Below are 25,073 nucleotides of genomic sequence, written 5' to 3'. Positions count from 1 at the left end.
ACTCTGCCGGATAGAGGCTTATCCGGCACAGGATAATCTGATGTTTTTTGCACGTTCCTGCCGTCTGGCTCTATCCTTAACCCTATGAATAAAATCGCCGAACTCAAACGCGCCAAACGCCTGGCGCTCTCACTGTTGCTGATAGCCGCCGCGACGTTTGTAACCACGCTTTTCCTACCGCCCAGTTTTTGGGTGCTGGGCGTAAAAGCTATTGCCGAAGCGGCGATGGTTGGCGCGCTGGCGGACTGGTTTGCCGTGGTGGCGCTGTTTCGCCGCATTCCCATTCCGTTTATTTCACGACATACGGCGATTATTCCCCGTAACAAAGACCGAATCGGCGAAAATCTTGGGCAATTTGTACAGGAGAAGTTCCTTGATACGCAGTCGCTGATCGCGCTAATCCGCCGCCATGAACCCGCGCTGCTTATCGGAAACTGGTTCAGCCAGCCGGACAACGCCAGCCGGGTCGGGCAGCATCTGCTGCAAATTATGAGCGGCTTTCTGGAACTAACCGATGACGCCCGTATTCAGCGGCTGCTCAAGCGAGCGGTACATAAGGCGATTGATAAAGTGGATCTTTCCGGCACCAGCGCCCTGATGCTGGAAAGCATGACCAAAAACGATCGTCACCAGGTGTTACTCGATACGCTGATCGCCCAGCTTATCGCCCTGTTACAGCGTGACAGCTCCCGAACATTTATCGCCAGACAGATCATACGCTGGCTGGAAACCGAACATCCGTTAAAAGCGAAGATTCTGCCGACTGAATGGCTGGGAGAACACAGCGCTGAACTGGTCTCCGACGCGGTAAATTCTCTGCTGGATGATATCAGTCACGACCGCGCGCATCAGATTCGTCATGCCTTCGATCGTGCGACGTATAAGCTGATCGATAAACTTAAACATGATCCGGAAATGGCTGCCCGGGCAGAAAACATTAAAAGTTACCTGAAGGAAGATGAGGCGTTTAACCGTTATCTCGGCGAAATCTGGGCGGATCTACGCCAGTGGTTAAAAACAGATATCAACGCCGAAGACTCAAAGGTGAAGCAGCGCATCGCTCATGCCGGACAATGGTTTGGCGAGACGCTGATCGCCGACGACGCATTACGCGCCTCGCTTAACGGTCATCTGGAACAGGCCGCGCACCGCGTCGCGCCGGAATTCGCCGCCTTCCTGACGCGCCACATCAGCGATACCGTAAAAGGCTGGGATGCGCGCGATATGTCGCAGCAGATTGAGCTTAATATCGGTAAAGATTTGCAGTTTATCCGCGTGAACGGCACGCTGGTCGGCGGCGCTATTGGTCTGGTGTTATATTTACTGTCGCAAATACCGGCACTGCTCAGTATCTAAGAAGGGGAAGGCGCAATTCTCGTTCAGATTAACTGCCAAACCCCGCACGTGGGAGGCATTAATTTAATGCCATTTCCCACCGATGCCCCTCTTCTCAATCCGTTATTCGCCTGCGCTTCACTTTCTTTTCTTGCAAATTTGAAACATTAATTTTACTTTTTATTATCATTTACAACAACAATCCGGCACTCCTGCCTTACTTTAGCAAAGAGAAAAACCATGGTTCATGCTCAGAGCGCTTCACCTCGCCATCCCATTTTTACGGCGCTTTTCGGTATGATGGTATTGACGCTGGGGATGGGAGTTGGCCGCTTTCTGTATACGCCCATGCTGCCGGTAATGCTGGCGGAAAAGCAGCTAACGTTTAATCAGCTCTCCTGGATTGCCAGCGCCAATTATGCAGGGTACCTGGCGGGAAGCTTACTGTTTTCCTTTGGCCTTTTTCATCTCCCCTCTCGTCTACGCCCCATGCTGCTGGCTTCGGCGGTCGCCACCGGTATTCTTATTCTGTCTATGGCGATATTTACTCAGCCCGCGGTCGTCATGTTGGTGCGCTTCCTGGCAGGCGTCGCGAGTGCGGGAATGATGATTTTTGGATCAATGATTGTGTTGCATCATACCCGCCATCCGTTTGTGATCGCCGCGCTCTTTTCCGGCGTCGGGGCCGGGATTGCACTGGGTAACGAATATGTCATTGGCGGTTTACATTATGCGCTTTCGGCCCATTCGCTATGGCTGGGGGCCGGGGCGCTCGCCGGTATATTGCTATTAATCGTGGCAATGTTGATTCCCCCCCGCGCTCATGCGCTGCCGCCTGCGCCTTTAGCAAGAATCGAAAATCAGCCTATGCCCTGGTGGCAACTGGCGCTGTTGTACGGTTTCGCCGGATTCGGCTACATCATTGTCGCTACCTATTTGCCGCTGATGGCGAAAAGCGCGGGCTCTCCGCTACTCACGGCGCACCTTTGGTCGTTGGTCGGCCTGGCGATCATTCCCGGCTGCTTCGGCTGGCTGTGGGCGGCAAAACATTGGGGTGTCCTGCCATGCCTGACCGCGAACCTGTTGATCCAGAGCGCCTGCGTGCTGCTGTCTCTCGCCAGCGACTCGTTGTTGCTGTTAATACTGAGCAGTATTGGTTTTGGCGCCACGTTTATGGGCACAACCTCGCTGGTGATGCCGCTAGCCCGACAGCTCAGCGCGCCGGGCAATATTAATTTATTAGGCCTGGTGACGCTAACGTATGGTATTGGGCAAATTCTCGGTCCGCTCGCCGCCAGTCTGTCAGGCAATGGCGCGTCGGCAATTATCAACGCCACGCTTTGCGGCGCCGCGGCGCTCTTTTTTGCCGCGCTGATCAGCGCCGCGCAGCAGATAAAACAAAAACGGTTTGTGATACGTGAATAAGCGGTAGAGTAAACCCGCGCTATCTGCACCGGGTTGTATCTTTAATGCTATTCGCGGCGCAATGCGGATCTGTTTTTAATAGCACATCCTCAACACGTTATTTCAAGGTAAAGATGCCACTAAAAACTATACTTATTCTATGGTTTTTAGTGTTATCAATCTGTCTATTATTTTATATACCCTTCCTACTTCAAGTGGCTTCTGTGTTGGCTACGGATTACCCGGCCCATCCATGGGCCTCGCCCTGACGGGCCGTTGCTCACCCCAGTTACATCGTTATCTATGCTCCCGGGGACTCACTCCCTTGCAGCCTTTAAGCAACTCGAATTATTTTGGGTATATATTCCATTATGATGATTATCGCTGCCTCTCAAATCATCACAATTATAAATAAATCACATCATGAAATTAATTCGATTATTCGTTTTTTATTACCTGCCCGTAGGATTCTTAGGGCGCAAGCTGACCTATCAGCGGCTACTGACCTGACCGTGACAATTCCTCTTAAGGCGTGAAAAATTACAGTAAAAAAGTAAAATTTAGGTTAAAAAATCCTATTTTTTAACAACGATAATTAAGTGGCGTGAAATTGACTAACGTCAAATTTATTTCTCCTTTTTTCCTGCTCCCAGCTCCGGCCTGCGTCAACACCTGTTTCTTTGCTTTTTTACCTCGCGTTATACCGTCCACGGTTCCCCGCGCCCCCGGCAGTAGCGAGGATGGTGATTTTTCGCGCTGCTATGCAAGAAACGCATAGCACGATACATACTTGCATTTTGTCCTTACCCTTATGGCTGATAAGGTCTTTCTGTTTCGGGCTTTTTGGCCTGTGGCTACAACCAACACATCATCAAAAAAATTCGGGGATCGCTATGGCGCAACAAGTGGACGGGGCGGCCATGCCGCTTGATACAGAAAAGGTCGGGATAAAGGGATACCTGGCGTTTTTTCTCACCATTATTTTCTTTTCCGGCGTATTTTCCGGAAGCGAAGGCTGGTGGCGCGTTTTTGATTTTACCGTACTCAACGGGTCATTCGGTCATGTGACCGGTACGCAGACCTTTCGCGGCGCGGGCGGAACGGGCGCGAAAGATGGCTTCCTTTTTGCGCTGGAGCTGGCGCCGTCGGTTATCCTTTCTCTGGGTATCATCGCGATTACGGATGGGCTTGGCGGTCTGCGGGCGGCACAGCAATTGATGACGCCCATCCTGAAACCATTGCTTGGCATTCCCGGCATTTGCTCACTGGCGCTGATCGCCAACCTGCAAAATACCGACGCCGCGGCGGGTATGACTAAAGAGCTGGCGCAGGAAGGTGAAATCACCGAACGCGATAAAGTGATTTTTGCCGCCTGGCAGACCAGCGGCAGCGCTATTATCACCAACTATTTCTCCTCCGGCGTTGCGGTATTCGCCTTTCTGGGGACGTCAGTCATCATTCCGCTGGTGGTCATTCTGCTATTCAAATTTATCGGCGCAAACCTTTTGCGCGTCTGGATTAACATCGAAGAACGCCGTCACCCTGCGCAAGGAGCCCAATCATGACGACTCAGGTACGTAAGAATGTCATGGATATGTTTATCGATGGCGCACGCCGCGGTTTTACCATCGCCACGACCAACCTGTTACCCAATGTGGTCATGGCATTTGTCATTATTCAGGCGCTGAAAATTACCGGTCTGCTCGACTGGGTAGGCCATATCTGCCAGCCCGTGATGGCGTTGTGGGGGCTTCCCGGCGAAGCGGCTACGGTGCTTCTGGCTTCGCTGATGAGTATGGGCGGCGCCGTTGGCGTGGCGGCCAGTCTGGCTACCGCCGGCGCGCTAAGCGGCCACGATGTTACCGTACTACTGCCAGCCATTTACCTGATGGGAAACCCGGTACAGAATGTCGGCCGCTGTCTCGGTACTGCCGAAGTCAACGCCAAATATTACCCGCATATTATCGCAGTCTGCGCCATCAATGCGCTGCTGTCGATCTGGGTCATGCAGCTTATTGTTTAATAAGGAGTTATCATGCCTGATTTATCCGCCGCGGAGTTTACCTTATTACAGGGTGCGCACCTGTTTGCGCCAGAAGACCGGGGCATCTGCGATGTTCTACTCGCGAATGGCAAAATTATTGCCGTCGGCGCTGACATCCCCGGCGATATCGTACCGGACTGTGCGGTGATTAATCTTAGCGGTCGTATGCTGTGCCCGGGCTTTATCGACCAACACGTTCATCTGATCGGCGGCGGCGGCGAAGCGGGGCCGACGACGCGGACGCCGGAAGTCTCCCTGAGCCGCCTGACGGAAGCCGGGATAACAACGGTCGTCGGCCTGCTTGGCACCGACTCCGTCAGCCGTCATCCCGCGTCGCTGTTAGCCAAAACGCGAGCGCTAAATGAGGAGGGGATCACCGCCTGGATGCTCACGGGCGCTTATCACGTTCCGTCGCCGACCATTACTGGCTCGGTAGAAAAAGACGTCGCGCTGATCGACCGCGTCATTGGCGTGAAATGCGCAGTCTCCGACCACCGTTCCGCCGCGCCCAGCGGGAATCAACTCGCCAGCATGGCCGCTGAATCACGCGTTGGCGGCCTGCTGGGCGGCAAACCCGGTGTCAGCGTTTTTCATATGGGCAGCAGCAAAAAAGGGTTACAGCCGCTGTATGACATCCTGGAAAACAGCGACGTGCCAATCGGTAAACTGCTGCCTACCCACGTCAACCGTAGCGAATCGCTTTTCGAGCAGGCGCTGGCGTTTGCGCTTAAAGGCGGCGTAATCGACATGACCACCAGTATCCCGGATCCCGTCGCGCCGGCGGAGGGCATTGCCAGAGCGGTAAAAGCCGGCGTCCCGCTTTCCCGGGTGACGCTCAGTTCAGACGGCAACGGCAGCCAGCCGCTATTTGACGCTGCCGGAAATCTGACGGGCATCGGCGTCGCGGGCTTCGAAAGTTTGCTGGAGACGTTGCAGACGCTGGTTAACCACTACGGATTCAGCCTGACCGATGCTCTGCGTCCGCTGACGACCAGCGTAGCCGCCTTCCTCAGTCTGGACGGCAAAGGCGAAATCCGTCCCGGTAACGATGCGGATCTGCTTGTCTTTAGCGCAGATTTACGCATTGAGCAGGTGTATGCGCGCGGCAAACGCATGGTCAATGAGGGGAAAGCCTGCGTAAAAGGTACCTTTGAACCGGCGTAATTCCCGCTAGTTTCAGGCTGCCCCATCACGGCATTCTGAAAGAGGACGGGATAAGCGGTTGTCAGCCGCCCGAATGGACGTAGAATGCCCCTTCGGGCGACTGACAGGATAACGGTAAATGGATGTAACTGGAGCAGGTTTGCACAATATTGAGACAAAATGGCTATATGGTTTTCTGACGCTGGAAAAGTGCCGCAATTTCTCTCAGGCCGCCATTATCCGCAACGTATCGCAACCCGCTTTTAGCCGGCGGATTCGCGCCCTGGAACATGCCGTGGGCGTTGAACTGTTTAACCGCCAGGTCTCGCCGCTACAGCTTTCCGAACAGGGTAAAATCTTTCACTCTCAGGTTCGCCACCTGTTACAGCAGCTGGAAAGCAATCTGACCGAACTGCGCGGCGGCAGCGATTATACGCTGCGTAAAATCAAGATTGCCGCCGCCCACTCGCTCTCCCTCGGCCTGTTGCCGACCATCGTTAAGCAGATGCCGACGCAGTTTACCTACGCCGTTGAGGCGATAGATGTCGACCAGGCGGTGGATATGTTACGTGAGGGGCAAAGCGATTTTATCTTTTCCTATCACGATGAAAACCTGCAACAAGCGCCGTTTGATAATATCCGCCTGTTTGAGTCGAGACTGTTTCCGGTTTGCGCCAACAATGGCCGGGGCGAGCCGCGCTATACGCTTGAGCAGCCGCACTTTCCCCTGCTTAATTACAGTCAGAACTCCTATATGGGCCGGCTGATAAATCGTACTCTGACTCGCCATGCTGAACTGAGTTTCAGTACATTTTTCGTCTCTTCGATGAGTGAATTGTTAAAACAGGTTGCGATGGACGGCTGCGGAATCGCCTGGTTGCCCGAGTATGCTATCCGTCAGGAGATTACCGACGGACGCCTGATAGTGCTTGATGCCGACGAACTGGTTATTCCGATTCAGGCTTATGCTTATCGCATGAATACCCGCATGAGTCAGGTAGCCGAAACATTTTGGCGCGACCTGCGTGGGCTTCAGGCCGCGCTGTAAACACCTCAGGCGGTAAGGCGTTGTTCCCCGGTCAAAGAGGCGCGGGTGTCTGGCCAGGACTCATACCAACGAATCGCCGCGCGCACCAGCGACGCTGTGGAATCAATCATCGGGCACGCTATCGCGCGTTCATGTCCGGCCACAATAAGCGGAATTTCGGTACACCCCATAATAATTGCCTGAGCGCCACGGGCAATAAGGCTATCGATTTGCGGCAGCAGCAGCGCTTGCGCCGCAGTTTTATCGCCACGTTTAAGCGTATAAATAGCCTGCATTACCAACGCCTGTCCCGCTTCTTCTGGCTGAATTAACGTCAGCCCCCGCGCCAGAGCTTTCTTTTGATATAACCCGGTCGCCAGCGTCGCATTGGTCGCCAGCAGACCAACGTGCCGCGCCGATGGCGGAATATCCCCCAGGGTGGCGTCCAGGATGCTGATCATTCGCGCTTTCGCGACGTTCTGTAAATCATCAAACCAATAATGCGCAGTGTTGCATGGGATAACGATACACTCCGCCCCGGCGTCTTCCAGCATATGCAGATAACGCTCCAGATAACGGTATGGCGAAGGCCCGCCGGATAACAGACATGCTGTACGATCGGGAATATCAGGGATAGAGCTGACAATGAGCGGGATGTGTTGTTGATCACAACTGGCATGTCGCAATTCAACAAATTTTTCCAACATATCCGCCGTTGCCGCAGGTCCCATCCCCCCCAGTATCCCAATGGTGTGTTTCATCGCTTTTCCCGCTTATTTACGTCAAGGTCAGAAACACACTATCAACTTGATGTGTATATAAAAAATGCCGTTTTATTAGCGGCTATGCGTAAAAATCATAACGGGTGTAAGGGCCATGCGTTATCGCCTTTTTAGGCAATCGATTGGTTACATGAGCGCTCATCGACCTTCGCAAGCCGCTAAATGCCATTTCGCTATACAGCATCGCCCACTGCGAGTCCGCAAGCTTGTTTTGTCCTCATCGCCACAGCGCCTGTCGGTGAAGAGGCCGCCGTGTTTTGCTTTTCGACGCTAATGCGGGAATATCCCAGCGAATATGGCTATAAACCAAATCCACGGTCTCCGTGGCGCTGCCTTCGGCGTCGCCATGATTGCTCATGCGTGAAATTCGCACATTGGTGAGCGTATAAATAATAAATGGCAGCATTGCGCCCTTATCACGACGGCATAATGTCAGCACGCCTTCTTTCACCGTTTTCCCGTTACAATAGTGCTCATAGAGGCCTAGTGTAGCAAGATCGACTGGCTTTGTCAGCGTCAACCCTCCAATATATGTCCCTCTCGCTTCGCCGGACTCCCGTTTTGTCGGGTTGTGGTTGTAAGCAATAAGTTTTATTTGGTTTTCAAAACCTTTGATCCGGCTTTCGCCTTCAATACCGTCCAGTTTTAAATAGATGGCGTCCATCCCCCCTCCGTGATTATCATGCGGCAAAGCAGGCTGACAAGGACGGAACGCCAACAATGAAAGAACGTTCCATTTTCCAGCCATTTCGTTGGTGTCTCTGTATACCAGATTAAATACCGACAATCTGCTATAACTGGATTCTTGCTAAATACCTTCTGCCATCAACAATCCATTTTACAATAGCGCTACTGACCTGAAATCTATTACGCCAGGCATTCAAGCATCGTTTCCTGAATAACCATAGCCGCTATAAGAACCATATCAAAAAAGAAATATCAATATCATTTCTTATTTTTATCCGAGAAATTACTTAATTCCACCGAATCGGAATATAGACAATTCTTATTCCTTTTCACATCAATGGGTTTTTTAGACTTTTGTCATATCGAAAACAACCATTCCAATAGAACATATTTACTATGTGAATATATTTAATGTTTTTATCGCGCGCAGTGTTATCACAGTAATAAATGATTTGCATCAAAAATGCGCCTTTCAGCGCCACGTATTTTTGGGCAGCAAATTATAAAATCGCGTTTCAAAGTCAGTGACATGTTATCTGTTCAGGCGATATGACTTTATGCCCGGACGATACGCCAGCCGCTTTACCCTTACGTTTAGTCGTGATACGTTAGATCACATGAACACGAAACGATCCAACGCTACGCAACGTCATCTCCGCTGGTGGCTGCCTTCCTGAAGGCGGCACGGATCACTATCCCTCTTTAAGTAGCCGCCGAAAGGCGGCTACTGCGTTTCGGGACGTCTTTCGGCTTTACAGTAAGCATAAAGGAGTCCTTAATGAACACCCTTCCTATCATTCTGACTGGCGATCGCCCCACCGGCTCGCTGCACCTCGGCCATTATGTCGGTTCACTGCGCCAGCGCGTCGCGCTACAGCAGGATCACCAACAGTATGTCCTGATTGCCGACCTGCAGGGACTCACCGATAACGGCAGTAATCCGCAAAAAATCCGCGATAATATTCCGCAAGTGTTAGCTGACTATCTGGCCGTCGGCATCGATCCCACGCTGACGACGATCTGCCTGCAATCCGCGTTACCCGCCCTCGCCGAATTAACGGTGCTGTATATGAATATTGTTACCGTCGCCCGAGTGGAGCGTAATCCTACGGTAAAAAATGAGATTGCCCAAAAAGGCTTTACCCGTTCCCTGCCGGTCGGGTTCATGGCGTATCCCATTAGCCAGGCGGCAGATATCACCGCCTTTAAGGCCGAAATGGTACCGGTTGGCGACGACCAATTGCCCATGATTGAGCAAACGAATGAGATCGTTCATAAGATGAATAGTCTTTTCTCCTCGCCGGTATTGCGACCCTGTCAGGCGCTCCTGAGCGATATGGGCCGTCTGCCAGGCATTGACGGCAGCGCCAAGATGTCGAAATCGCTCGGCAATACCCTGCTTCTTTCCGCCAGCGAAGAGACCATCCACCGTGCGGTCAGCGCGATGTACACCGATCCCAACCATTTAAAAATTAGCGATCCGGGAAAAATAGAAGGTAACGTCGTCTTTACGTGGCTGGATGCGTTCCATCCGGATAAAGCCAAAGTCGCGGCGATGAAAGCACATTATCAACAAGGCGGATTAGGCGACCGTGTCTGTAAAAATGAGCTGGAGACCTGCCTGCAAGAACTGATCGCGCCCATACGCGAACGACGGGCAACCTTTATTGCAGATAAGGGAATGCTAATGGAATTACTGAAAAAAGGTAGCGAGCGGGCGCATGAGGTCACTCAAAAGACGCTACAGGAAGTAAAACGTGGACTGGGCCTGCCCACGCTATTCCAGGTATAATCAGGCATCAACGTTGTCCAGCGGCCATGACTCAAACAGATAGCCATCAAAGTAGATGTCATCAACATTGGAAAACTCCAGCAGACGCTGCTTCACGTTTTCCAGGTGCTGCCACATCGCCAGCTTCGCTGCGCGGGCGTCTTTCTTAATTAACGCCGCGAGGATCTGCTTATGATCGACCAGCCACTCCTTACGGTAAAGCGTATCGCCCAGATGGCTATGAAGCTGGAGCCACATCGGATTATTTTCACGCCATTGCCAGGACTGACGGAAGAGCTCTACCAACATACTGTTATGGGTCGCTTCGGCAATGGCCAGATGAAACTGCATATCGCCGCTTTCTGAGCCGCCCGGCGCGCTGGAGGCGAGCTCTCGCTCTTCCAGTTGTAACGCCTGGCGCATTTTAATGATGTCTTCGCGGGTGGCTTGCAGAGCGGCAAATTCAGCGATATTGCTTTCCAGCAACTGACGCGCCTGTAACAGTTCAAACGGCCCGGCGTCATTACAGTGATTGACGTCAGCGCCTTCCATCTCGTTATTATCCGCGCTGTCGAGCACGTAGATCCCGGCGCCGCGGCGGACTTCAACCAGACCCTTAATTTCCAGCATGATCAGTGCTTCACGCACGACGGTACGCGTCACATTGAGCCTCTCAGCGATCTCTCTTTCCGGTGGCAAGCGCTCCCCGGGGCGGTACGGCGTCTGAACAATCAGATCCCGTATCATTGCGCCCACTTCCTGGTAAGGTCTTTGCTGAGAAGTGTTTGATTTCATATTGGTCGTGCCCGTCCGATGCGATTTCCCGGTATCAGACTATAGCATTTGTAAAGAGGGATAGCACGCGTAGCACACCAAAAACGCAAAACTGGTCAACCAACAAAACAATAATGCGCCCCGTTTCGCTAATGAGGCCAGATGAAAGGAAAGGCAGTAGACAATACACAACTGATGTTCCACCTTTAGCCCTGATGCCTGAATATGAACAGCATATTGGTTTACCAATATAAAATTTATCAACCAAAAATCAGGCCATAAAATGTGTCTGTACATTGACAGGAACAATGCCTCTGACATAGCGTGATCGGCGAAAATCCAGCCGCTCTCTTTGTATCAAGAACGCGTTATGATAAAAGACACCGTGTTTTTCGCCCCAGGCGTATCCGGGGGAAGCAACGCCTCCAGTTTGTCGAGCCGCCATCGCCGGGCAGCGATTATTCTGCATGAAATTTATGGTATTAACGCTCATATCCAACGCGCAGGCCATGAATGGATGACGCGCGGATTCGACATCTATATTCCCGCGCAGTTTCCTCACCATACCCCCTTTCGCTATGAACAGCAGGAGGAGGCTTACCGTCACTTTTCAGCAAATGTCGGCTTTGATCCCGCCGTCGTTACCACGTTACTCCACGATCTCAGAACGCAGTATGAGACGTTAATCGTCGTAGGATATAGCGTCGGCGCAACGCTCGCATGGCTAAGTGCAACCAGTGGGTTATGCGATGGCGTCATTTGCTATTACGGTTCCCGTATACGCCAGTACCTTCATCTTGCGCCTCTCTGTCCGGCACTGGTTATTATCGCGCGCTATGAGCCGGCGTTTGATCCCCTCGCCATGCGACAGACGCTGGAAAAGCGCCCCCGGGTGCAGTGTAAAATGTACGATGCGCGGCACGGGTTCTGTGATGCTGATTGCGCCACCTTCGATGCCGCCTTATCTCATCAGGTAATGGACGATGTGAGCGCATTTATTCGCGACATCACCTGTGCAAACACATCGCCCGATTTTCAGCTTTAGTGGAGACTTTTTTCAACGAGCTGTTCCAGTTTTTTCAAAGTCTGTATGGCTGCGGCATCAAGACCATAACGTTGCAGCGTTTCAGCGGGATGATAACTGACCAACGTTCGCCCATCGGCTTGCTGGCTAATGAGCACCCGAAACGGTAAATCCAGTGCCAGTTCGGGATGCGCCAGCATGAGAGGCGTTCCGCCTTTAGGATTGCCAAAGACCAGAACCGTTGTCGGTGGCATTTTCAGGTTAACATTCTGTGCCGCTCTGGCATGATCAAATTCCCCAAATAACACCAGACCGTGATCGGCGACAGCGTGCATCAACCGCGCTCGGGTCTGCAAATAGTCATAAGCGCTGTAGGTTTTAACCATGGTTATCGCTCCATCCTCCGTTGCAAAGCCAGGCCTTATTAAGATTAACATCAGGGTTACCGCCAATAAAAAAGGCTTTAAAATAGTGCTCATTCTTCTCTCTCCCTGACCCAATACCCATGAGTAAATGCGACACAGATGATATGCAGTTTAAAAATCAGTCATCGTACTGTACCCCTTATTATTGCACTGAACAGCTCATCACTAAAAAAACAGACGGCAGAACAAAAAATTCCGACGTCTGAACAAATTTAAATAACGATGATCCAGTCTGACTGAGCGACAGCGCGATCATTATTATGGCGAGACACTATCTTCTTCAGCCCGCTGGGTAAGAAAAAATATACTCCGCTCAGTAAGATAATATATACTACAGGCCAACTCTTCAGAGATACGGAGCATCATTGCGTAGTGATGATGCGATTTTTCTGGCGCCATCGGCAGAAATATTTCTGACTCCAGCACGTTACTTAAAAAATGAAATTTATGTGCATATTCAGCAGATATAACGCCTCTCGCCATCAGATTAGTCATTAAGGTATTTAAACTATCTTGTTCATGATATACGATACCTTTTCTCTCATGAATTCTGAGAAGAACGCTTCTGAAGACTGCATGACATTCCTTTACGACACAGGCAAAATCATTAAGCATCAGGCGATTATACGCTTCCATAAGATCATATTCGACAAAGCCATACTCTCCAGGGGAGTACAAATAATAACATATGTTTTTAAGCCGTTTTATTCTGCGCAACCTTACAATTCTACCATTTTCATAGCGATATTTTAAACTATGCTCATGAAATATATTATTTAATTCACTAATCGCCTTATCCGGTTCTAACCCAAGCGTAACTTCATAGGTCCGAAGGTAGGTATCTATATAGTTAAAAGCAAGCTCAATGGTATCAATATGCTTTCTTTTATCATCTGTTTTTAATAACAGATTACTCATTTCATCCAGATATGACGTTGAATGCGCATATAAGGTGAATAAGCCATACTCTTTGCGCAACGTTTTACATATTCTTCGATAAACTTCGTCAGAATGACTATTATGATAGCAGTATAATGTCATATCATAAAAAGAGGAGCAGTTTCCTAGCGTATTGATAATCAATAAGATTATTTGCTCGCGTATTTCTAACGGAATATCTTCATATAACAGATCGCTATGCCTTAGTGAGTATGGTCTAAAGGTGTGCATTCCTCCCCCTGTAACCGCAACAGAAAAAATTACGCTATGAATAGCGCCACATTACTCTAATTCAGTGGTTCAGGTATTAATATCAGTTCAACAGTGAGCCATTTTTTCTTATTTTTTAATGGTGTTGCGTGAATATTTATTTACTCTACAGATAATTGTAACCCATCGCCCTTTGTCATTCTGCTGATCATCACTGGTGCGAAAACGTCTGGATTATCCATGGCATTCAGTCTTCACTGAATGCCACAGACAAGGGTTATTCAACTAATGCTCACCTGTCCCTTAGTCCTTCTTTCATTCCGTTGCGTCGTTGCCATACCAGCACACTTAAACGTAAGGTGAGCTTATTGTTTTTATCGACGGGTCAGAACAATCCTTCGCCGGTCATACAGTGTTTCAACAGAGAGCTGCAAATCATATTTTGCATTCTTCAGTTTTCGCGATTTAAGCATTTTCACCGTGACGCCACTTATTTGCCCTGTTTCAATCCGTCTCTTGATTTCGGCTGCGCTTAACAGGAGTTGCTTCTTCAAAATCGACAGCAGGCTGACCTGAAAAGAACGGGAAATCCTGACGCTAACACTGACCTGCTTGTGGGAGGCGATACTGACCAGCCACCGTTCCTGAATGTGAAAATCAGGCGGCCCCGATAATTCAGCATTGTTTCGCTTCAGGATCGCGTTGTCATAAGCAAAATATTGCACCGTGGCGGCATCATTCGCCATCAGTCGGCCATAAAGATCGCGGTTAATTTTGCTGACTGGCAGGCGCGAGAACAGGGAGATATTCCAGGTGTAATCGCAGTGTGTGCATTTATAGATACTCCAGACATCGAGTACCTTCTTTTGCGAATTAACCCGAAATGCCCCAGAAGGCGTGAAGTCCCGTTTTACGCTGCATGAAGGGCAACGTTTCGCTATGCGCTGATACCCCACAGGAGTGACAGTCCATATGACTTTCATAACGTACCTTTTTTAACCCATACAAAACCGGATCCGAACTCAGCGGACCATAAATGTTTATGTATGAAAAATATTTAAGAGATATTTTTCAGTGGGTTAAAAAAAGATTTCCAACGCTACAACCCTGTCAATGGCCAAAAGATACGCCGAGATTATCAAAGCGGCCATTATCGGGTATATGAGTTTAATCAATATTCATTATGGTAGCGGCGGGATCTATTCAACTGACTTACTAAACGCATGATCCTCCCTTTGAGATCACACTTTTCACTCCCGGTTATTCACTTACAGAAATCAGGTGTTATCATTCACGACGTAAATACCTTTCAACTCAACCCGAGGCTTTGATGCTGGAGAATGTCATCATCCGATAATCAGTTCCCCGACCTTTTCAGGCCGGACTGATTATCAATGCGCCGAAATCGAATGCGGACACCGCAGTGTGTTTGCACGTTTTGCCTATGATGATTACACAGGTTCTTCAGTATGAATTTATCCCGTCAGGAACAACGTACCTTACACGTTCTCGCCAAAGGCGGACGCATTACGCACATCCGCGATGCGTCAGGCCGCGTCACCGCCGTTGAGTGCTATAGCCGCGAAGGGTTGTTGCTCGCCGATTGCACGCTCGCTGTATTCAAAAAACTCAAAACCAAAAAGCTGATCAAATCCGTTAACGGTCAGCCCTACCGCATTAATACAACCGGGCTGAACAGCGTTCGCGCCCAGCCTGATAATCGCTAAGGAGATGATGATGGATATCAGCGCCGTTATTTTTGCAACGCATCACATTCGGCTATTACCCGATGAAGGCAAAATCCCCTGGGACGAGCCAGCCTTCAGCCAACGCATGCTGGAAAATCATCTGTCGCAGGACCACGACTGGGCCAGCCGCCGGCTAACCGTGATTGAGCAACAGGTAACATGGATTACCCGTCAGTTACCCGCTGGCGCCCGCATTCTGGATCTCGGCTGTGGCCCCGGTTTTTATACCCGCCTGTTAGCGGAGCGTGGGTTTCACTGCACAGGCGTAGATTTCTCTCCGGCATCCATCACATGGGCTCGCCAGCAGGCGCAAGCCGCAAACCTGAATATTGACTACATTCAGCAGGATATTCGTACATACCACCCCACGGAGCCTTTTGATTTCATTATGATGACGTTTGGGGAACTGAATGTCTTTAGCGCTGCGGATGCACGAAGCCTCATCAGTCATTGCGCGCAGTGGTTGAAACCGGACGGCAAACTGCTTGTTGAAGTGCATACCTTCGATGAAATTAAACGCCAGGGCATGGCGCAGCCAGGCTGGCAGCGTTGTCCGCACGGCTTGTTTCTTGCCGTGCCTCATCTGCTGTTAACGGAAAATGCCTGGGATGAAGAGGCCCAAACCAGCTCAACGCAGTTCTGGGCGATAGCGGAAAACGGCTGTACCACCCGTTTCGGCAGTCAAATGAAGGCCTGGCGCGATGATGAATATATCAGCCTGCTTGGTGATGCTGGCTTCACTGTGTTGCAGCGCCCGGACAGTCACACCTGGCCGGTCGGCGAGACTTTTGCAGGCAAGCTGTTTGCGCTGCTGGCTGAAAAAGCCCCTCCCGCTGAGGGAATCGCCCTCAGTAAAAGGAATAACCCAATGGATATCCCACGTATTTTTACCATTAGCGAAAGCGAACACCGTATCCATAATCCGTTTACAGCGGAAAAGTACGCCACGCTGGGCCATGCGTTACGCATGAAACCAGGCATGCGGATTCTCGATCTCGGTAGCGGTTCGGGTGAGATGCTCTGCACCTGGGCTCGCGATTACGGTGTTACAGGTACTGGCATTGACATAAGCCCGCTCTTCACCACACAGGCAAAACAACGTGCAGAAGAGCTCGGCGTCAGTGAATACGTACATTTTATTCATAACGACGCGGCCGGTTATATCGACGAGGAAAAATATGACGTGGCGGCCTGCGTAGGCGCGACCTGGATTGCGGGCGGTGTCGCGGGGACAATAGATCTGCTGGCCAAAAGCCTCAAACCTGGCGGGATCATTCTCATCGGTGAACCGTACTGGCGTCAGATCCCCGCAACGGAAGAGATCGCCCACGCCTGTGGCGTCTCATCCGTCGCCGATTTTCGCCCCTTGCCCGAGCTGGTCGCCTTTTTCGACCAACTCGGCTATGACGTAGTGGAAATGGTGCTGGCGGACCCGCAAGGCTGGGACAGATATGAAGCCGCGAAGTGGATGACCATGCGTCGCTGGCTGGAGGAAAACCCTGACGATGAGTTTGCGCAAGAGGTTCGAACAGAACTGACGGTAGCCCCCAAACGTCACGTCACCTGGACGCGAGAATACTTTGGCTGGGGCGTATTTGCGTTAATCGCGCGATAACGTAAAGCAGGAGGTATACCCTACAAGAGGTATACCTCCATTTAAAAGTATTCAACAAATTAACACGGCTCAAGGCGGGAATATATCGTCTTAGAGACTATCCCACCAGGCGTTATTGGCGCAGCCAGTTTGGACACGGACAGCGCGCAAAAACCGGAGCGTACACGTAGTACGTGAGGATTTTGAGCACTGCCCAGGTCCAAAATGGCAAGTAAAATAGCCCTAATGGGATAGGCTCTTAATTTCGCCATTAAGTTTCTGCCACAATATGTCGCAAGACGTGCAAGCGTTCCACCTCACCTGATGAGCGACACCACCATCAATAAGACGTTATTGCTGCAATTCAATTATTAAAAATAAAAAAAGAACCAGAAGAAAATTAAAAAATGACTTACCCACCATATTAGCCATTGTTAAAATCAAAGTACCCCCCCGTAAAAGCTGGATGTTTTTATTTCTCATAGACGAGAATTTATATATTATGATATAATGCGGCAGAAAAACATGCAGGTTATTAACCTGCCATTAATGTAAATAATTTTTTGAGGAGATGTTTCCAGTGGGACGTAAATGGGCAAATATTGTTGCTAAAAAAACGGCTAAAGACGGTGCAACGTCCAAAGTATATGCGAAATTTGGTGTAGAAATCTATGCTGCGGCTAAACAAGGTGAACCAGACCCGGAATCAAACTCAGCTTTAAAATTTGTTATTGAACGTGCGAAACAAGCACAGGTTCCAAAACATGTTATTGATAAAGCCAAAGGTGGCGGAGATGAAACGTTCGTGCAAGGGCGTTATGAAGGCTTTGGACCAAATGGTTCAATGGTTATCGCTGAAACGTTGACGTCTAATGTTAACCGTACGATTGCTAATATCCGCACAATTTTCAATAAAAAAGGCGGGAATATCGGAGCGGCAGGTGCTGTCAGCTATATGTTTGACAATACTGGAGTGATTGTATTTAAAGGAACAGACCCTGACCATATTTTTGAAATTTTGCTTGATGCTGAAGTTGATGTTCGTGATGTAACCGAAGAAGAAGGAAACATCGTTATTTATACTGAAGCTACAGACCTGCATAAAGGAATCGCAGCGCTAAAAGCAGCTGGAATTTCTGAATTTTCAACAACAGAATTAGAAATGATTGCTCAATCAGAAGTTGAACTTTCACCAGAAGATTTAGAAATCTTTGAAGGACTTGTTGATGCCCTTGAAGATGACGATGATGTGCAAAAAGTATATCATAACGTTGCAAACCTCTAATTATAAATTAAACAAATCTGTCTCTATGGCAGATTTGTTTAATTTATAAAGCTGTTATAAAAAAGTCTATCTGGCCAGATATATAGATTTTTAAATTTACGTGTCTTATCACGACCTGATCTGACACATAGCTTTGAAAGATTGAGAGTTACCGGTTTTGATATAGTGTCGAATCCTTATATAAAACATGAGGTAATTTTCATGTTTCATACGACGAATCCCGTCAGCAAGCTAAGCAAAAGCCAGCAATATCGGGCTACTTACAATCTCCCTGTGCTCTTTAAGGCGCCGCGCCTTATAAATTCCGCTTGCGCTCATGATGGCTCATCTGGCGCTCTACGCGTCGATTGACCACAGGTGTGACTCCACCAGCGCGCTACAGACCATAGTGCGAGAACCGTGGCCGATTACTTTGATGCCTTTGATGTGGAGCTATTTTTTACAGATAACGTATACCACACTCAAAATACTCCCCCAGATCAATGCCCTCCTCTGAACACCTCCCTCTTGTGCCATTCCACAAACCGTTCACCCGGATAATTTTCTTTCATCTGCGGCAACGCGATCTCTTTCCCCGCAAAATCCCAGAACAGCCGCTGTACCACCCCGCCACCATTCACCGCGTCGGAAACCACCACGCGCATATTTTCATCCAGGCCAATCGAACCACGATCGAACGCTTTATGATGGATTGCGCACAACGCCAGGCCATTAGGTACTTCACAAGGACCATGATGCTGCTTCCATCTGATATGGGCTGCTTCAAGCGCTATAGGGGCGTTGTCGTGGCGCATATTGAAGCCGCAGACCGCACATTGATAATTGTAAGCTCGTAGCACCGCCTGGCGGAACTTCGGATCGCGTTGACGGAGAGAGGTGCGAATATCAAAACCCATCTCGTCAGCGATGTCTTCCTGAATACTGGTCGGAAAATGCGCCTCAAGGATCTGCTGCGCCAGCGTGTCGATTAGCTTACGTTTTTTTGTTACCAGCGCGAAATTGACGGCATCAAACCCACCAGCAACATTATATTCAATGAGTTCACGTTTAGGTGGCTGGCGGCTACCGCTGGTTGAGCAGAATTCCGCGTTTTGCAATTCCCAGAAACCATCGCCCTTCAGACGCCAGAACGGCATATCCGGGCGCTGTTCACGGCGCTGTGGCCCATAGCGCTCCAGTAAATCCAGCAATTACTCATGAATTTCAGAACCATAATCAAATAGACGATCGTGGCCCTGCCGATAGTGCGAGAGGACATATAACAGCAATAACGGCTTATGCGGCGCTCGCTGTTCGCCTTTGCGCCAGATAGTAATATTTGATATCGCTTGCTTTAGGGTTTTGTCAGAGGTCATTACGTTGAAGAATCCATGAGCACATAGTTGCGATGATGCTCGCAACTATATGTACATTCAAGACATTATTGCAGACATACTTTTTGTCTGTCGGCTCTGTACTGACAGTTAGCATTCTGATAACAACGGAAAAAACACAGCGCTCAACCGAGAAAGGTAGGTAACTTCTGGATTTTAGAAATAAAAAAGACCTCAGTTGAGGTCCATTTATATGCTTTTGGTGCGAAGGCCGGACTCGCTGTAAATAGACCCGTTTTAGTTCCAGGCATTTTTTGAGATCCCGGCCAAATGATTGTGTTGCCGATATTCCTCCGGCGTCATATTGTTCAGTGATTCATGAGGGCGTTCACAGTTATATTCTGACACCCATCTTTCAGTGATTTCCCGCACTTCATTCAGCGTTCTGAACAGATAAAAATCGAGTATTTCTGTACGGTATGTTCGGTTAAAGCGCTCAATAAAAGCGCTCTACGTCGGCTTACCCGGCTGAATAAATTCCAGTTTTACTGCATGTTGCTCTGCCCATTCAGCCAGTGCAAGTGAGATAAATTCCGGACCATTATCCATGCGTAGCATAACCGGATAGCCGCGATTTGCCGCGGTCCTGTCGAGTACACGGACCACGCGCAAAGCTGGCAGATTCAGATCGATTTCAATCGACAATGCCTCACGGTTAAAGTCATCAACGACATTGAACGTGCGAAAACGACGGCCACAGACCAGATCATCATGCATAAAATCGACAGACCAGCTCTGGTTAAGCGCTTCCGGTGTGGCCAGTGGCGAGGGATTACGCACCGGCAACCGTTGTTTGCCTTTACGGCGAAAATTCAGCTTCAGCAGACAATAAATACGATGGATCCTTTTGTGATTCCACGGGTATCCCTGCCGCCGCAGAACCTGGAAAAGTTTTGGAAAACCGTACCGTGGGTATCGCTCTGCCACTGCCTGCAACGCGACAATAACGGGTTCGTCACGCGTGTTATCCGGACGGTAATGGTAAACCGTTCTGCTCAGGTTCAGACTCCGGCAGGCCTGACGGATACTGAGTCCAAATGTCGTTATCAGATGAGTGACCAGCTCACGCTTAAAGGCTGGTTTTAAAGCTTTTTTCGATAACGTCTTTCAGCGCCCGGTTCTCAAGGCTCAGGTCGGCAAACATCTGTTTGAGACGCCGATTCTCGTCCTCAAGATCCTTGATCTTTTTAATATCAGAAGCCTCCATGCCGCCGTATCTGGACTTCCAGTTGTACCAGGTGGCTTCAGATATACCGGCCTCCCGGCAGACATCTTTAACGGTTCGTCCGGCTTCAACCGATTTAATTACGGCAATGATCTGATGCTCAGTAAAACGGGCTTTACGCATAGCGATCTCCTTTGTTGGCAGATTGATTATGCCGGAGGATCTCTAAATGTGAATGGCACGATTATGCGGGATACTTACAGGGGAAGGTCATCAACCAGCTTCCCACCATCACCACAAACCAGAATAATTCCCTGAAAAAAGATGCGCTGAATGTTATGTTTTTCATCATCTTTCCACTGTCAGCATCCACCGCTGACACCGGCACCAATGCCGGCCGGCTTCACGCGGCGAATTTTACTTCACCTTCCACGCCGCCTCATCCTCAGGACGAAGCCGTGCGGGTGAAGCGGTAAAACAGATTCGGTTCACTGACTATCCACAGCGTGTCCCGGTCATCTGAGGCTATCCCCTCCGCCTGCGGGATATCCCTTCGCAGGCCATAGTGTCCCCGGCGCAGCGACATCACCTTTCTCCCGCCGTCCAGGTCCGACACCACGACCACGTCAGACTCATGAGAAAGTACATACAGGAGCCCGTTGTTCCGGTCATAATGCAGGCCGGAGATATCCTTCAGGAACCATGGCAGGGAGGCCCGGTGTGTCAGCGAGTCACTCACCGACAGCGCATCAGGGCTCTGGTCCGTCACGTAAAGCCGCAGAGGTTTTTTCTCCTGCGCCACCATCAGGGCATGCTCTCCCCGCCCCTGGGCAAGGCCTTCAAAACCGGCATTGTCGCTGTGCCTGTTCACATCCAGCGTCAGGCTGTATGTTGCCGGCGGGAGGACGGTCGTGCTGCTGTCAATGCAGTGGGTGGTGAGCGTCCGTTCCCGCTCCCGGGACAGGGCATAGCGGTTCCCGCCGAGGTATTCGATGGCCTCAAAATCGTGATCGCCGTCTGACGGTATCACCCGCAGCACGTTCCCTTCCGTGTCCAGCTCCACCATCGAGGAGGGGTGGTCGGTCACGGCAAACAGCGTTCTGCTGTCCGGGTTCCATGTCAGGCCGGAGAGGCCGCCGTGTATCCCGGTAATTTCTTTTTCTGCTGTGAGCTGCCATTCTGTTTCCTGCGGGTACCAGGAACTCCGGGAAACACAGGGTGAGCACGCCGGCCGCCATCAGGAGAATGGCGGTCAGCAGTGCTGCTTTCTGGTTACATAAATATCTGAACATCGTGGTGGTGAAAGTTATGTTTTCTGTTACAGGGGAGACCGGACTTCACATCATGCCCCACGGCAGATAAGCCAGAGCATGGCCAGGACGCCGGTCAGAAAGCCGGAGATAAAGACGCTGGTCAGCAGCAGGAGAATCAGCGCACGGAGCGGGAGGATATCTCCGGCCTGTATAGTGCCTTTATCATCAGTCGGCATCAGGGTTACCGGCCAGCAGTTTCCAGACCACCGCGGCATAACGGCTCCTGAAGTCTTCGACGGAGAATGCACCGAAGGCGGCATTGTTGATATGGTAACGGCCACGGACATACACGGAAGGCGTCCCCCTCACGCCATATTCCTTAAACAACCGTTCCTGTAATGCCACCATGTCATTCACGGCGGGACTTTTTATACTTCTGTCATACTCCCCGCGACTGATACCGGTGGCAGACATAAACACCCGATGGACATCGTCCGGGGAATGCAGGCGTTTCTCCACCATGTCGGCCATGAAGAAGGCCTTCTCGACCACGTCAGTTTCCTTCATCATCATGGCCAGCGCCCTGGCCCGTGTCAGCTCATGGCCGAGGGGGCCCAGCAGGTTGACATGGTACTTGATCATCCGGTCACCGTGCGGCAGTACGTGCCGGATGGCCTGGGCCACGCCCATCGTCTGTGAGAACGCATAGCAGGGCGGACAGTAAAAGGAAAATAGTTCCACCTCGGCGGGGGCATCAGCCACCAAGGGCGTTATGAACTCCCACTCCTGCGCAATCACAGGACGGGCGCAGCCAGGTAAAAAAAAAGAAAATAATATTCCCCTCAGGAAAAACAGCTCCCGGGCATAATTCATCGTCACGGAAACACTCCATGGATAACAGATATACAGAATGAAAGGCCGCTTAACGGCACCGCCTGACAGCAGCAGTAAATCTTAATTCATCCGGCACGGTCATTAAGCCGGCAGCCGGAATATTCCGGTCATGAGTTTTCCAGAATAAAAAGCACTGACACACAAAAGACCATTGCCATTAATATGACGACGGCCAGACAGGCGTAATAAACGAATTTCATGAACATGATAAAATAACTTTCAGTGATACTTATCCGGCTTCCGACCCACATTCCGGGCCGCCCTCCTCCAGTGAATGACACCGGTTCAGGTCGGTATACAGTGTCACCATCCCCAGAAGCATCAGGGTTGGCAACAGGGTGGCATCATTCCTGACGCCGAGGCGCCTGAAAGCCAGAACTTTCTGGGCTGAAATGGTTTTGACGCTGCGAAAACAGAGGGCAGCAATCTGCCCGCAGTTATAGCCCTGCAGCAGCAGTCGGATAACCCGCAGTTCAGCCGGACTCAGTCCGCCGTCGCTGTTAAATTCGATACAAAACCGATCGTACCATATCCGGTTGATGTCCCCGTCTTCCGGGAAAACGGTCAAAGCAGACGCCATAATCCGGGCGCTCCCTTTCCGGCATTTACTTTCTCAAGCACCCCGACAGCACGGAGTTGCTCAAGATATGACCGGACCTGGTAGATACTGAGTCCGGCAGCATCAGCAATATCGCGGATTTTAACAGGCGCGTTGTCCGCACTCTGACGCTCCCGGATTATGGAGATGATGTTTGTAATGATGGATTCACCCATAAACAGCCCCACTCTTCAAGGTTAAAATAAATGTATTTACCACTACCACAAAATAATACTAATCCATTCTATAGCAACCTCATTACGATATGGTCAAACCAAGACGAAAAGTAAAAATATGTGAATATTTTGATGGTTCATTTATGCATATTCACTTTCATCAGATTCACTCGAGTATTGGTTATGTATAAAGCCCTACCTTTAAGACGTCACATCAAAGGCATTGCAGTATCCCCATTCAACATTTATACGGAGAATTTAAAATCTTAGGAGATAGTCATATCTATCTTTATAGATCCAATCAAGCCTGCCCGGACTGTACAGTACCGGCATTAAAAGAAATATCACATGGCTCTCCGTTGGATATAGATGAACATAATTAATTGAGCATAACGAAACAACAACTCCTATAAAGCACTTATAACAACCACACATGGCTTACACTGCATTTAGATATTTTAAAACATCACCTTCGGATAATCATATCTAATAAAGTTATTTTTATATCATAAAACAATACCTACAATAATATAAAATCGGCTTCTGCAGTGAAGCGTGAAAATTAGGTGCGATTCCATGTTGAAAAAAAACGCCATAAAAATAAAACTATATCGTTATGCTATTTTACATTCGAAAAACTGTATTGTTACCATTAAGAACAAGTCAAAGCCAGAGGAAATAAAAATAACTAGAGGCAACATAGCCTTAATAGAAAAAAATATAGAAGCCGTTGTGGAAATTGAATATATGGATGACATTGAATCATTTGACATTATTACTTTGCCAGATGAATTATTAAGTAGAGTTTTATGCTTATTTGAGGCTTCTAATTGCTCAGAAAGTTTATCACCAATACGCTACAGAACATTTAGCGATAAGGTTTTTATTATGACCGACAATGGAATTAATGGAATTTTATTTGAATATTTAAAAAAGAGAAAAAATAACAATAATGATATTTATGAAATTGCCTGCTTATTTTCAAAAGTGAATAATATCGAGCAGCTATACACATCTCTGTGCATTTCAGTCTCACGTAGTTTTTCTGATATTGTTAGAAAAACAATAGATAATGACATTTCAACGAAATGGAGATTAAAAACATTATCCGAAAAACTAAATTTATCAGAAGTGACTATCAGAAAAAAACTTGAGAATGAAAATACTAATTTTTACAGAATCCTTCTGGATGCCAGGATGCAAAAAGCAGCGCGTTTGGTGCTTGATAGCGACACCCATATTAATAAAGTATCATATGCCGTAGGAATGTCAAGCGTATCATATTTCATTAAATTATTTTCTGACTATTATGGCTTAACCCCAAAACAATTCCATCTAAAATATAAGCATAGAAATACAGGAGAAAAAGCTGCATTTATGCTTTATAATTAAGAGTTATAGGTGCGCCAATTTGCGCACCCT

General features: G+C 49.3%; 22 protein-coding genes and 3 pseudogenes. 12 read left to right on the top strand and 13 right to left on the bottom strand.

Annotated elements, in window-relative coordinates; translation table 11 throughout:
• Positions 1-84: 84 nt before the first annotated feature.
• The 6 genes from N7E69_RS11505 to hypT all read left to right on the top strand — a co-directional run bounded on the left by N7E69_RS11505 (position 85) and on the right by hypT (position 6,974).
• The gene (locus N7E69_RS11505; RefSeq protein ID WP_001033033.1) at positions 85-1,356 is read left to right on the top strand and encodes a DUF445 domain-containing protein; all 1,272 of its coding nucleotides are present in this window, start codon (positions 85-87) and stop codon (positions 1,354-1,356) included.
• Positions 1,357-1,575: 219 nt separating this feature from the next.
• Positions 1,576-2,760 carry an MFS transporter gene (locus N7E69_RS11500; RefSeq protein ID WP_000233266.1) on the top strand — a complete coding sequence of 395 codons (1,185 nt, stop codon included), beginning with the start codon at positions 1,576-1,578 and terminating at the stop codon, positions 2,758-2,760.
• A gap of 872 nt (positions 2,761-3,632) precedes the next feature.
• Positions 3,633-4,304, top strand: coding sequence for a nucleoside recognition domain-containing protein (locus N7E69_RS11495; protein ID WP_000068752.1), 672 nt, complete (start codon positions 3,633-3,635; stop codon positions 4,302-4,304).
• The gene (locus N7E69_RS11490; RefSeq protein ID WP_000211979.1) at positions 4,301-4,762 is read left to right on the top strand and encodes a YjiG family protein; all 462 of its coding nucleotides are present in this window, start codon (positions 4,301-4,303) and stop codon (positions 4,760-4,762) included. The genes N7E69_RS11495 and N7E69_RS11490 overlap by 4 nt, the downstream gene beginning before the upstream one ends.
• 12 nt (positions 4,763-4,774) lie before the next feature.
• Positions 4,775-5,947, top strand: coding sequence for a beta-aspartyl-peptidase (iadA, locus tag N7E69_RS11485; protein ID WP_001113059.1), 1,173 nt, complete (start codon positions 4,775-4,777; stop codon positions 5,945-5,947).
• Positions 5,948-6,065: 118 nt separating this feature from the next.
• Positions 6,066-6,974, top strand: coding sequence for a hypochlorite stress DNA-binding transcriptional regulator HypT (gene hypT, locus N7E69_RS11480; RefSeq protein ID WP_000383516.1), 909 nt, complete (start codon positions 6,066-6,068; stop codon positions 6,972-6,974).
• A 5-nt stretch (positions 6,975-6,979) separates the two neighbouring features.
• Here the strand turns inward: hypT and N7E69_RS11475 are convergent, their stop codons facing one another.
• Entirely contained in the window at positions 6,980-7,714 is a 735-nt protein-coding gene (locus tag N7E69_RS11475; RefSeq protein WP_000683251.1) for an aspartate/glutamate racemase family protein, read from the bottom strand.
• A 238-nt stretch (positions 7,715-7,952) separates the two neighbouring features.
• On the bottom strand, positions 7,953-8,483 hold the full coding sequence (locus N7E69_RS11470; RefSeq protein ID WP_000907670.1) for an Hcp family type VI secretion system effector: 531 nt from the start codon (positions 8,481-8,483) through the stop codon (positions 7,953-7,955).
• 717 nt (positions 8,484-9,200) lie between these two features.
• On the opposite strand from N7E69_RS11470, the gene trpS reads away from it, so the two are divergent.
• Positions 9,201-10,214 carry a tryptophan--tRNA ligase gene (gene trpS, locus N7E69_RS11465; protein ID WP_001094620.1) on the top strand — a complete coding sequence of 338 codons (1,014 nt, stop codon included), beginning with the start codon at positions 9,201-9,203 and terminating at the stop codon, positions 10,212-10,214.
• Here the strand turns inward: trpS and uxuR are convergent, their stop codons facing one another.
• Positions 10,215-10,988, bottom strand: a complete 774-nt coding sequence (gene uxuR, locus N7E69_RS11460) for a Uxu operon transcriptional regulator (protein ID WP_000841654.1) — start codon at positions 10,986-10,988, stop codon at positions 10,215-10,217.
• Positions 10,989-11,337: 349 nt separating this feature from the next.
• Between uxuR and N7E69_RS11455 the strand changes: the two genes are divergently transcribed.
• Positions 11,338-12,012 carry a dienelactone hydrolase family protein gene (locus N7E69_RS11455; protein WP_000588701.1) on the top strand — a complete coding sequence of 225 codons (675 nt, stop codon included), beginning with the start codon at positions 11,338-11,340 and terminating at the stop codon, positions 12,010-12,012.
• Here N7E69_RS11455 and N7E69_RS11450 read toward each other — a convergent pair.
• The 3 genes from N7E69_RS11450 to N7E69_RS11440 form a co-directional block, all read right to left on the bottom strand.
• Positions 12,009-12,470 (bottom strand): DUF302 domain-containing protein, encoded by a 462-nt coding sequence (locus N7E69_RS11450; protein WP_001642121.1) that lies wholly within the window; start codon positions 12,468-12,470, stop codon positions 12,009-12,011. The genes N7E69_RS11455 and N7E69_RS11450 overlap by 4 nt on opposite strands.
• A 204-nt stretch (positions 12,471-12,674) precedes the next feature.
• A complete protein-coding gene (locus tag N7E69_RS11445) occupies positions 12,675-13,586 on the bottom strand; it encodes an STM4504/CBY_0614 family protein (RefSeq protein WP_000556778.1) in 912 nt (303 codons plus the stop codon).
• 353 nt (positions 13,587-13,939) lie between these two features.
• Positions 13,940-14,548 carry a DUF1062 domain-containing protein gene (locus tag N7E69_RS11440; RefSeq protein ID WP_000864861.1) on the bottom strand — a complete coding sequence of 203 codons (609 nt, stop codon included), beginning with the start codon at positions 14,546-14,548 and terminating at the stop codon, positions 13,940-13,942.
• Positions 14,549-15,034: 486 nt separating this feature from the next.
• Between N7E69_RS11440 and N7E69_RS11435 the strand changes: the two genes are divergently transcribed.
• From N7E69_RS11435 to N7E69_RS11425, 3 genes are all read left to right on the top strand, one after another.
• A complete protein-coding gene (locus N7E69_RS11435; RefSeq protein ID WP_001054381.1) occupies positions 15,035-15,292 on the top strand; it encodes a YjhX family toxin in 258 nt (85 codons plus the stop codon).
• A 4-nt stretch (positions 15,293-15,296) separates the two neighbouring features.
• Positions 15,297-16,928, top strand: coding sequence for a class I SAM-dependent methyltransferase (locus N7E69_RS11430; protein ID WP_001575380.1), 1,632 nt, complete (start codon positions 15,297-15,299; stop codon positions 16,926-16,928).
• Positions 16,929-17,487: 559 nt separating this feature from the next.
• On the top strand, positions 17,488-18,192 hold the full coding sequence (locus N7E69_RS11425; protein WP_000532941.1) for a YebC/PmpR family DNA-binding transcriptional regulator: 705 nt from the start codon (positions 17,488-17,490) through the stop codon (positions 18,190-18,192).
• 479 nt (positions 18,193-18,671) lie between these two features.
• Here the strand turns inward: N7E69_RS11425 and N7E69_RS11420 are convergent.
• The 7 genes and pseudogenes from N7E69_RS11420 to pefI form a co-directional block, all read right to left on the bottom strand.
• Positions 18,672-19,547: pseudogene (locus N7E69_RS11420) on the bottom strand (phosphorothioated DNA-binding restriction endonuclease).
• Between the two features lie 255 nt (positions 19,548-19,802).
• Positions 19,803-20,913, bottom strand: a pseudogene (locus tag N7E69_RS11415) (IS3 family transposase).
• 262 nt (positions 20,914-21,175) lie between these two features.
• A pseudogene (locus tag N7E69_RS11410) lies at positions 21,176-22,022 on the bottom strand (SdiA-regulated domain-containing protein).
• 50 nt (positions 22,023-22,072) lie between these two features.
• Positions 22,073-22,219 (bottom strand): hypothetical protein, encoded by a 147-nt coding sequence (locus tag N7E69_RS11405; protein WP_001141717.1) that lies wholly within the window; start codon positions 22,217-22,219, stop codon positions 22,073-22,075.
• A complete protein-coding gene (locus N7E69_RS11400; protein ID WP_000178593.1) occupies positions 22,209-22,862 on the bottom strand; it encodes a DsbA family protein in 654 nt (217 codons plus the stop codon). Before N7E69_RS11400 ends, N7E69_RS11405 begins: the two co-directional genes overlap by 11 nt.
• A gap of 244 nt (positions 22,863-23,106) precedes the next feature.
• Positions 23,107-23,457, bottom strand: coding sequence for a helix-turn-helix domain-containing protein (locus N7E69_RS11395; protein ID WP_000135401.1), 351 nt, complete (start codon positions 23,455-23,457; stop codon positions 23,107-23,109).
• Complete coding sequence (gene pefI, locus N7E69_RS11390; protein WP_000504711.1) at positions 23,442-23,651, bottom strand: transcriptional regulator PefI; 210 nt, start codon at positions 23,649-23,651, stop codon at positions 23,442-23,444. The genes N7E69_RS11395 and pefI overlap by 16 nt, the downstream gene beginning before the upstream one ends.
• A 576-nt stretch (positions 23,652-24,227) precedes the next feature.
• Between pefI and N7E69_RS11385 the strand changes: the two genes are divergently transcribed.
• Complete coding sequence (locus tag N7E69_RS11385) at positions 24,228-25,043, top strand: AraC family transcriptional regulator (RefSeq protein WP_000914538.1); 816 nt, start codon at positions 24,228-24,230, stop codon at positions 25,041-25,043.
• Positions 25,044-25,073: the final 30 nt, after the last annotated feature.

It is taken from the genome of Salmonella sp. 3C (assembly GCF_025426275.1).
In the GTDB taxonomy this organism is placed as follows: Bacteria; Pseudomonadota; Gammaproteobacteria; order Enterobacterales; family Enterobacteriaceae; genus Salmonella; species Salmonella enterica.
Note: the sequence above shows the minus strand (reverse complement) of the source record. Positions and strands in the feature narration are given on the sequence as shown.

Excerpts from the sequence above, each read along its gene's own strand:
- N7E69_RS11505 (WP_001033033.1), top strand. The coding sequence starts at position 85 with ATGAATAAAATCGCCGAACTCAAACGCGCCAAACGCCTGGCGCTCTCA.
- N7E69_RS11395 (WP_000135401.1), bottom strand. The coding sequence starts at position 23,457 with ATGGCGTCTGCTTTGACCGTTTTCCCGGAAGACGGGGACATCAACCGG.
- N7E69_RS11500 (WP_000233266.1), top strand. The coding sequence starts at position 1,576 with ATGGTTCATGCTCAGAGCGCTTCACCTCGCCATCCCATTTTTACGGCG.
- uxuR (WP_000841654.1), bottom strand. The coding sequence starts at position 10,988 with ATGAAATCAAACACTTCTCAGCAAAGACCTTACCAGGAAGTGGGCGCA.
- iadA (WP_001113059.1), top strand. The coding sequence starts at position 4,775 with ATGCCTGATTTATCCGCCGCGGAGTTTACCTTATTACAGGGTGCGCAC.
- N7E69_RS11430 (WP_001575380.1), top strand. The coding sequence starts at position 15,297 with ATGATGATGGATATCAGCGCCGTTATTTTTGCAACGCATCACATTCGG.
- pefI (WP_000504711.1), bottom strand. The coding sequence starts at position 23,651 with ATGGGTGAATCCATCATTACAAACATCATCTCCATAATCCGGGAGCGT.
- N7E69_RS11470 (WP_000907670.1), bottom strand. The coding sequence starts at position 8,483 with ATGGCTGGAAAATGGAACGTTCTTTCATTGTTGGCGTTCCGTCCTTGT.
- N7E69_RS11405 (WP_001141717.1), bottom strand. The coding sequence starts at position 22,219 with ATGCCGACTGATGATAAAGGCACTATACAGGCCGGAGATATCCTCCCG.
- N7E69_RS11445 (WP_000556778.1), bottom strand. The coding sequence starts at position 13,586 with ATGCACACCTTTAGACCATACTCACTAAGGCATAGCGATCTGTTATAT.
- N7E69_RS11475 (WP_000683251.1), bottom strand. The coding sequence starts at position 7,714 with ATGAAACACACCATTGGGATACTGGGGGGGATGGGACCTGCGGCAACG.
- hypT (WP_000383516.1), top strand. The coding sequence starts at position 6,066 with ATGGATGTAACTGGAGCAGGTTTGCACAATATTGAGACAAAATGGCTA.
- N7E69_RS11455 (WP_000588701.1), top strand. The coding sequence starts at position 11,338 with ATGATAAAAGACACCGTGTTTTTCGCCCCAGGCGTATCCGGGGGAAGC.
- N7E69_RS11495 (WP_000068752.1), top strand. The coding sequence starts at position 3,633 with ATGGCGCAACAAGTGGACGGGGCGGCCATGCCGCTTGATACAGAAAAG.
- N7E69_RS11385 (WP_000914538.1), top strand. The coding sequence starts at position 24,228 with ATGTTGAAAAAAAACGCCATAAAAATAAAACTATATCGTTATGCTATT.
- N7E69_RS11450 (WP_001642121.1), bottom strand. The coding sequence starts at position 12,470 with ATGAGCACTATTTTAAAGCCTTTTTTATTGGCGGTAACCCTGATGTTA.
- trpS (WP_001094620.1), top strand. The coding sequence starts at position 9,201 with ATGAACACCCTTCCTATCATTCTGACTGGCGATCGCCCCACCGGCTCG.
- N7E69_RS11490 (WP_000211979.1), top strand. The coding sequence starts at position 4,301 with ATGACGACTCAGGTACGTAAGAATGTCATGGATATGTTTATCGATGGC.
- N7E69_RS11440 (WP_000864861.1), bottom strand. The coding sequence starts at position 14,548 with ATGAAAGTCATATGGACTGTCACTCCTGTGGGGTATCAGCGCATAGCG.
- N7E69_RS11435 (WP_001054381.1), top strand. The coding sequence starts at position 15,035 with ATGAATTTATCCCGTCAGGAACAACGTACCTTACACGTTCTCGCCAAA.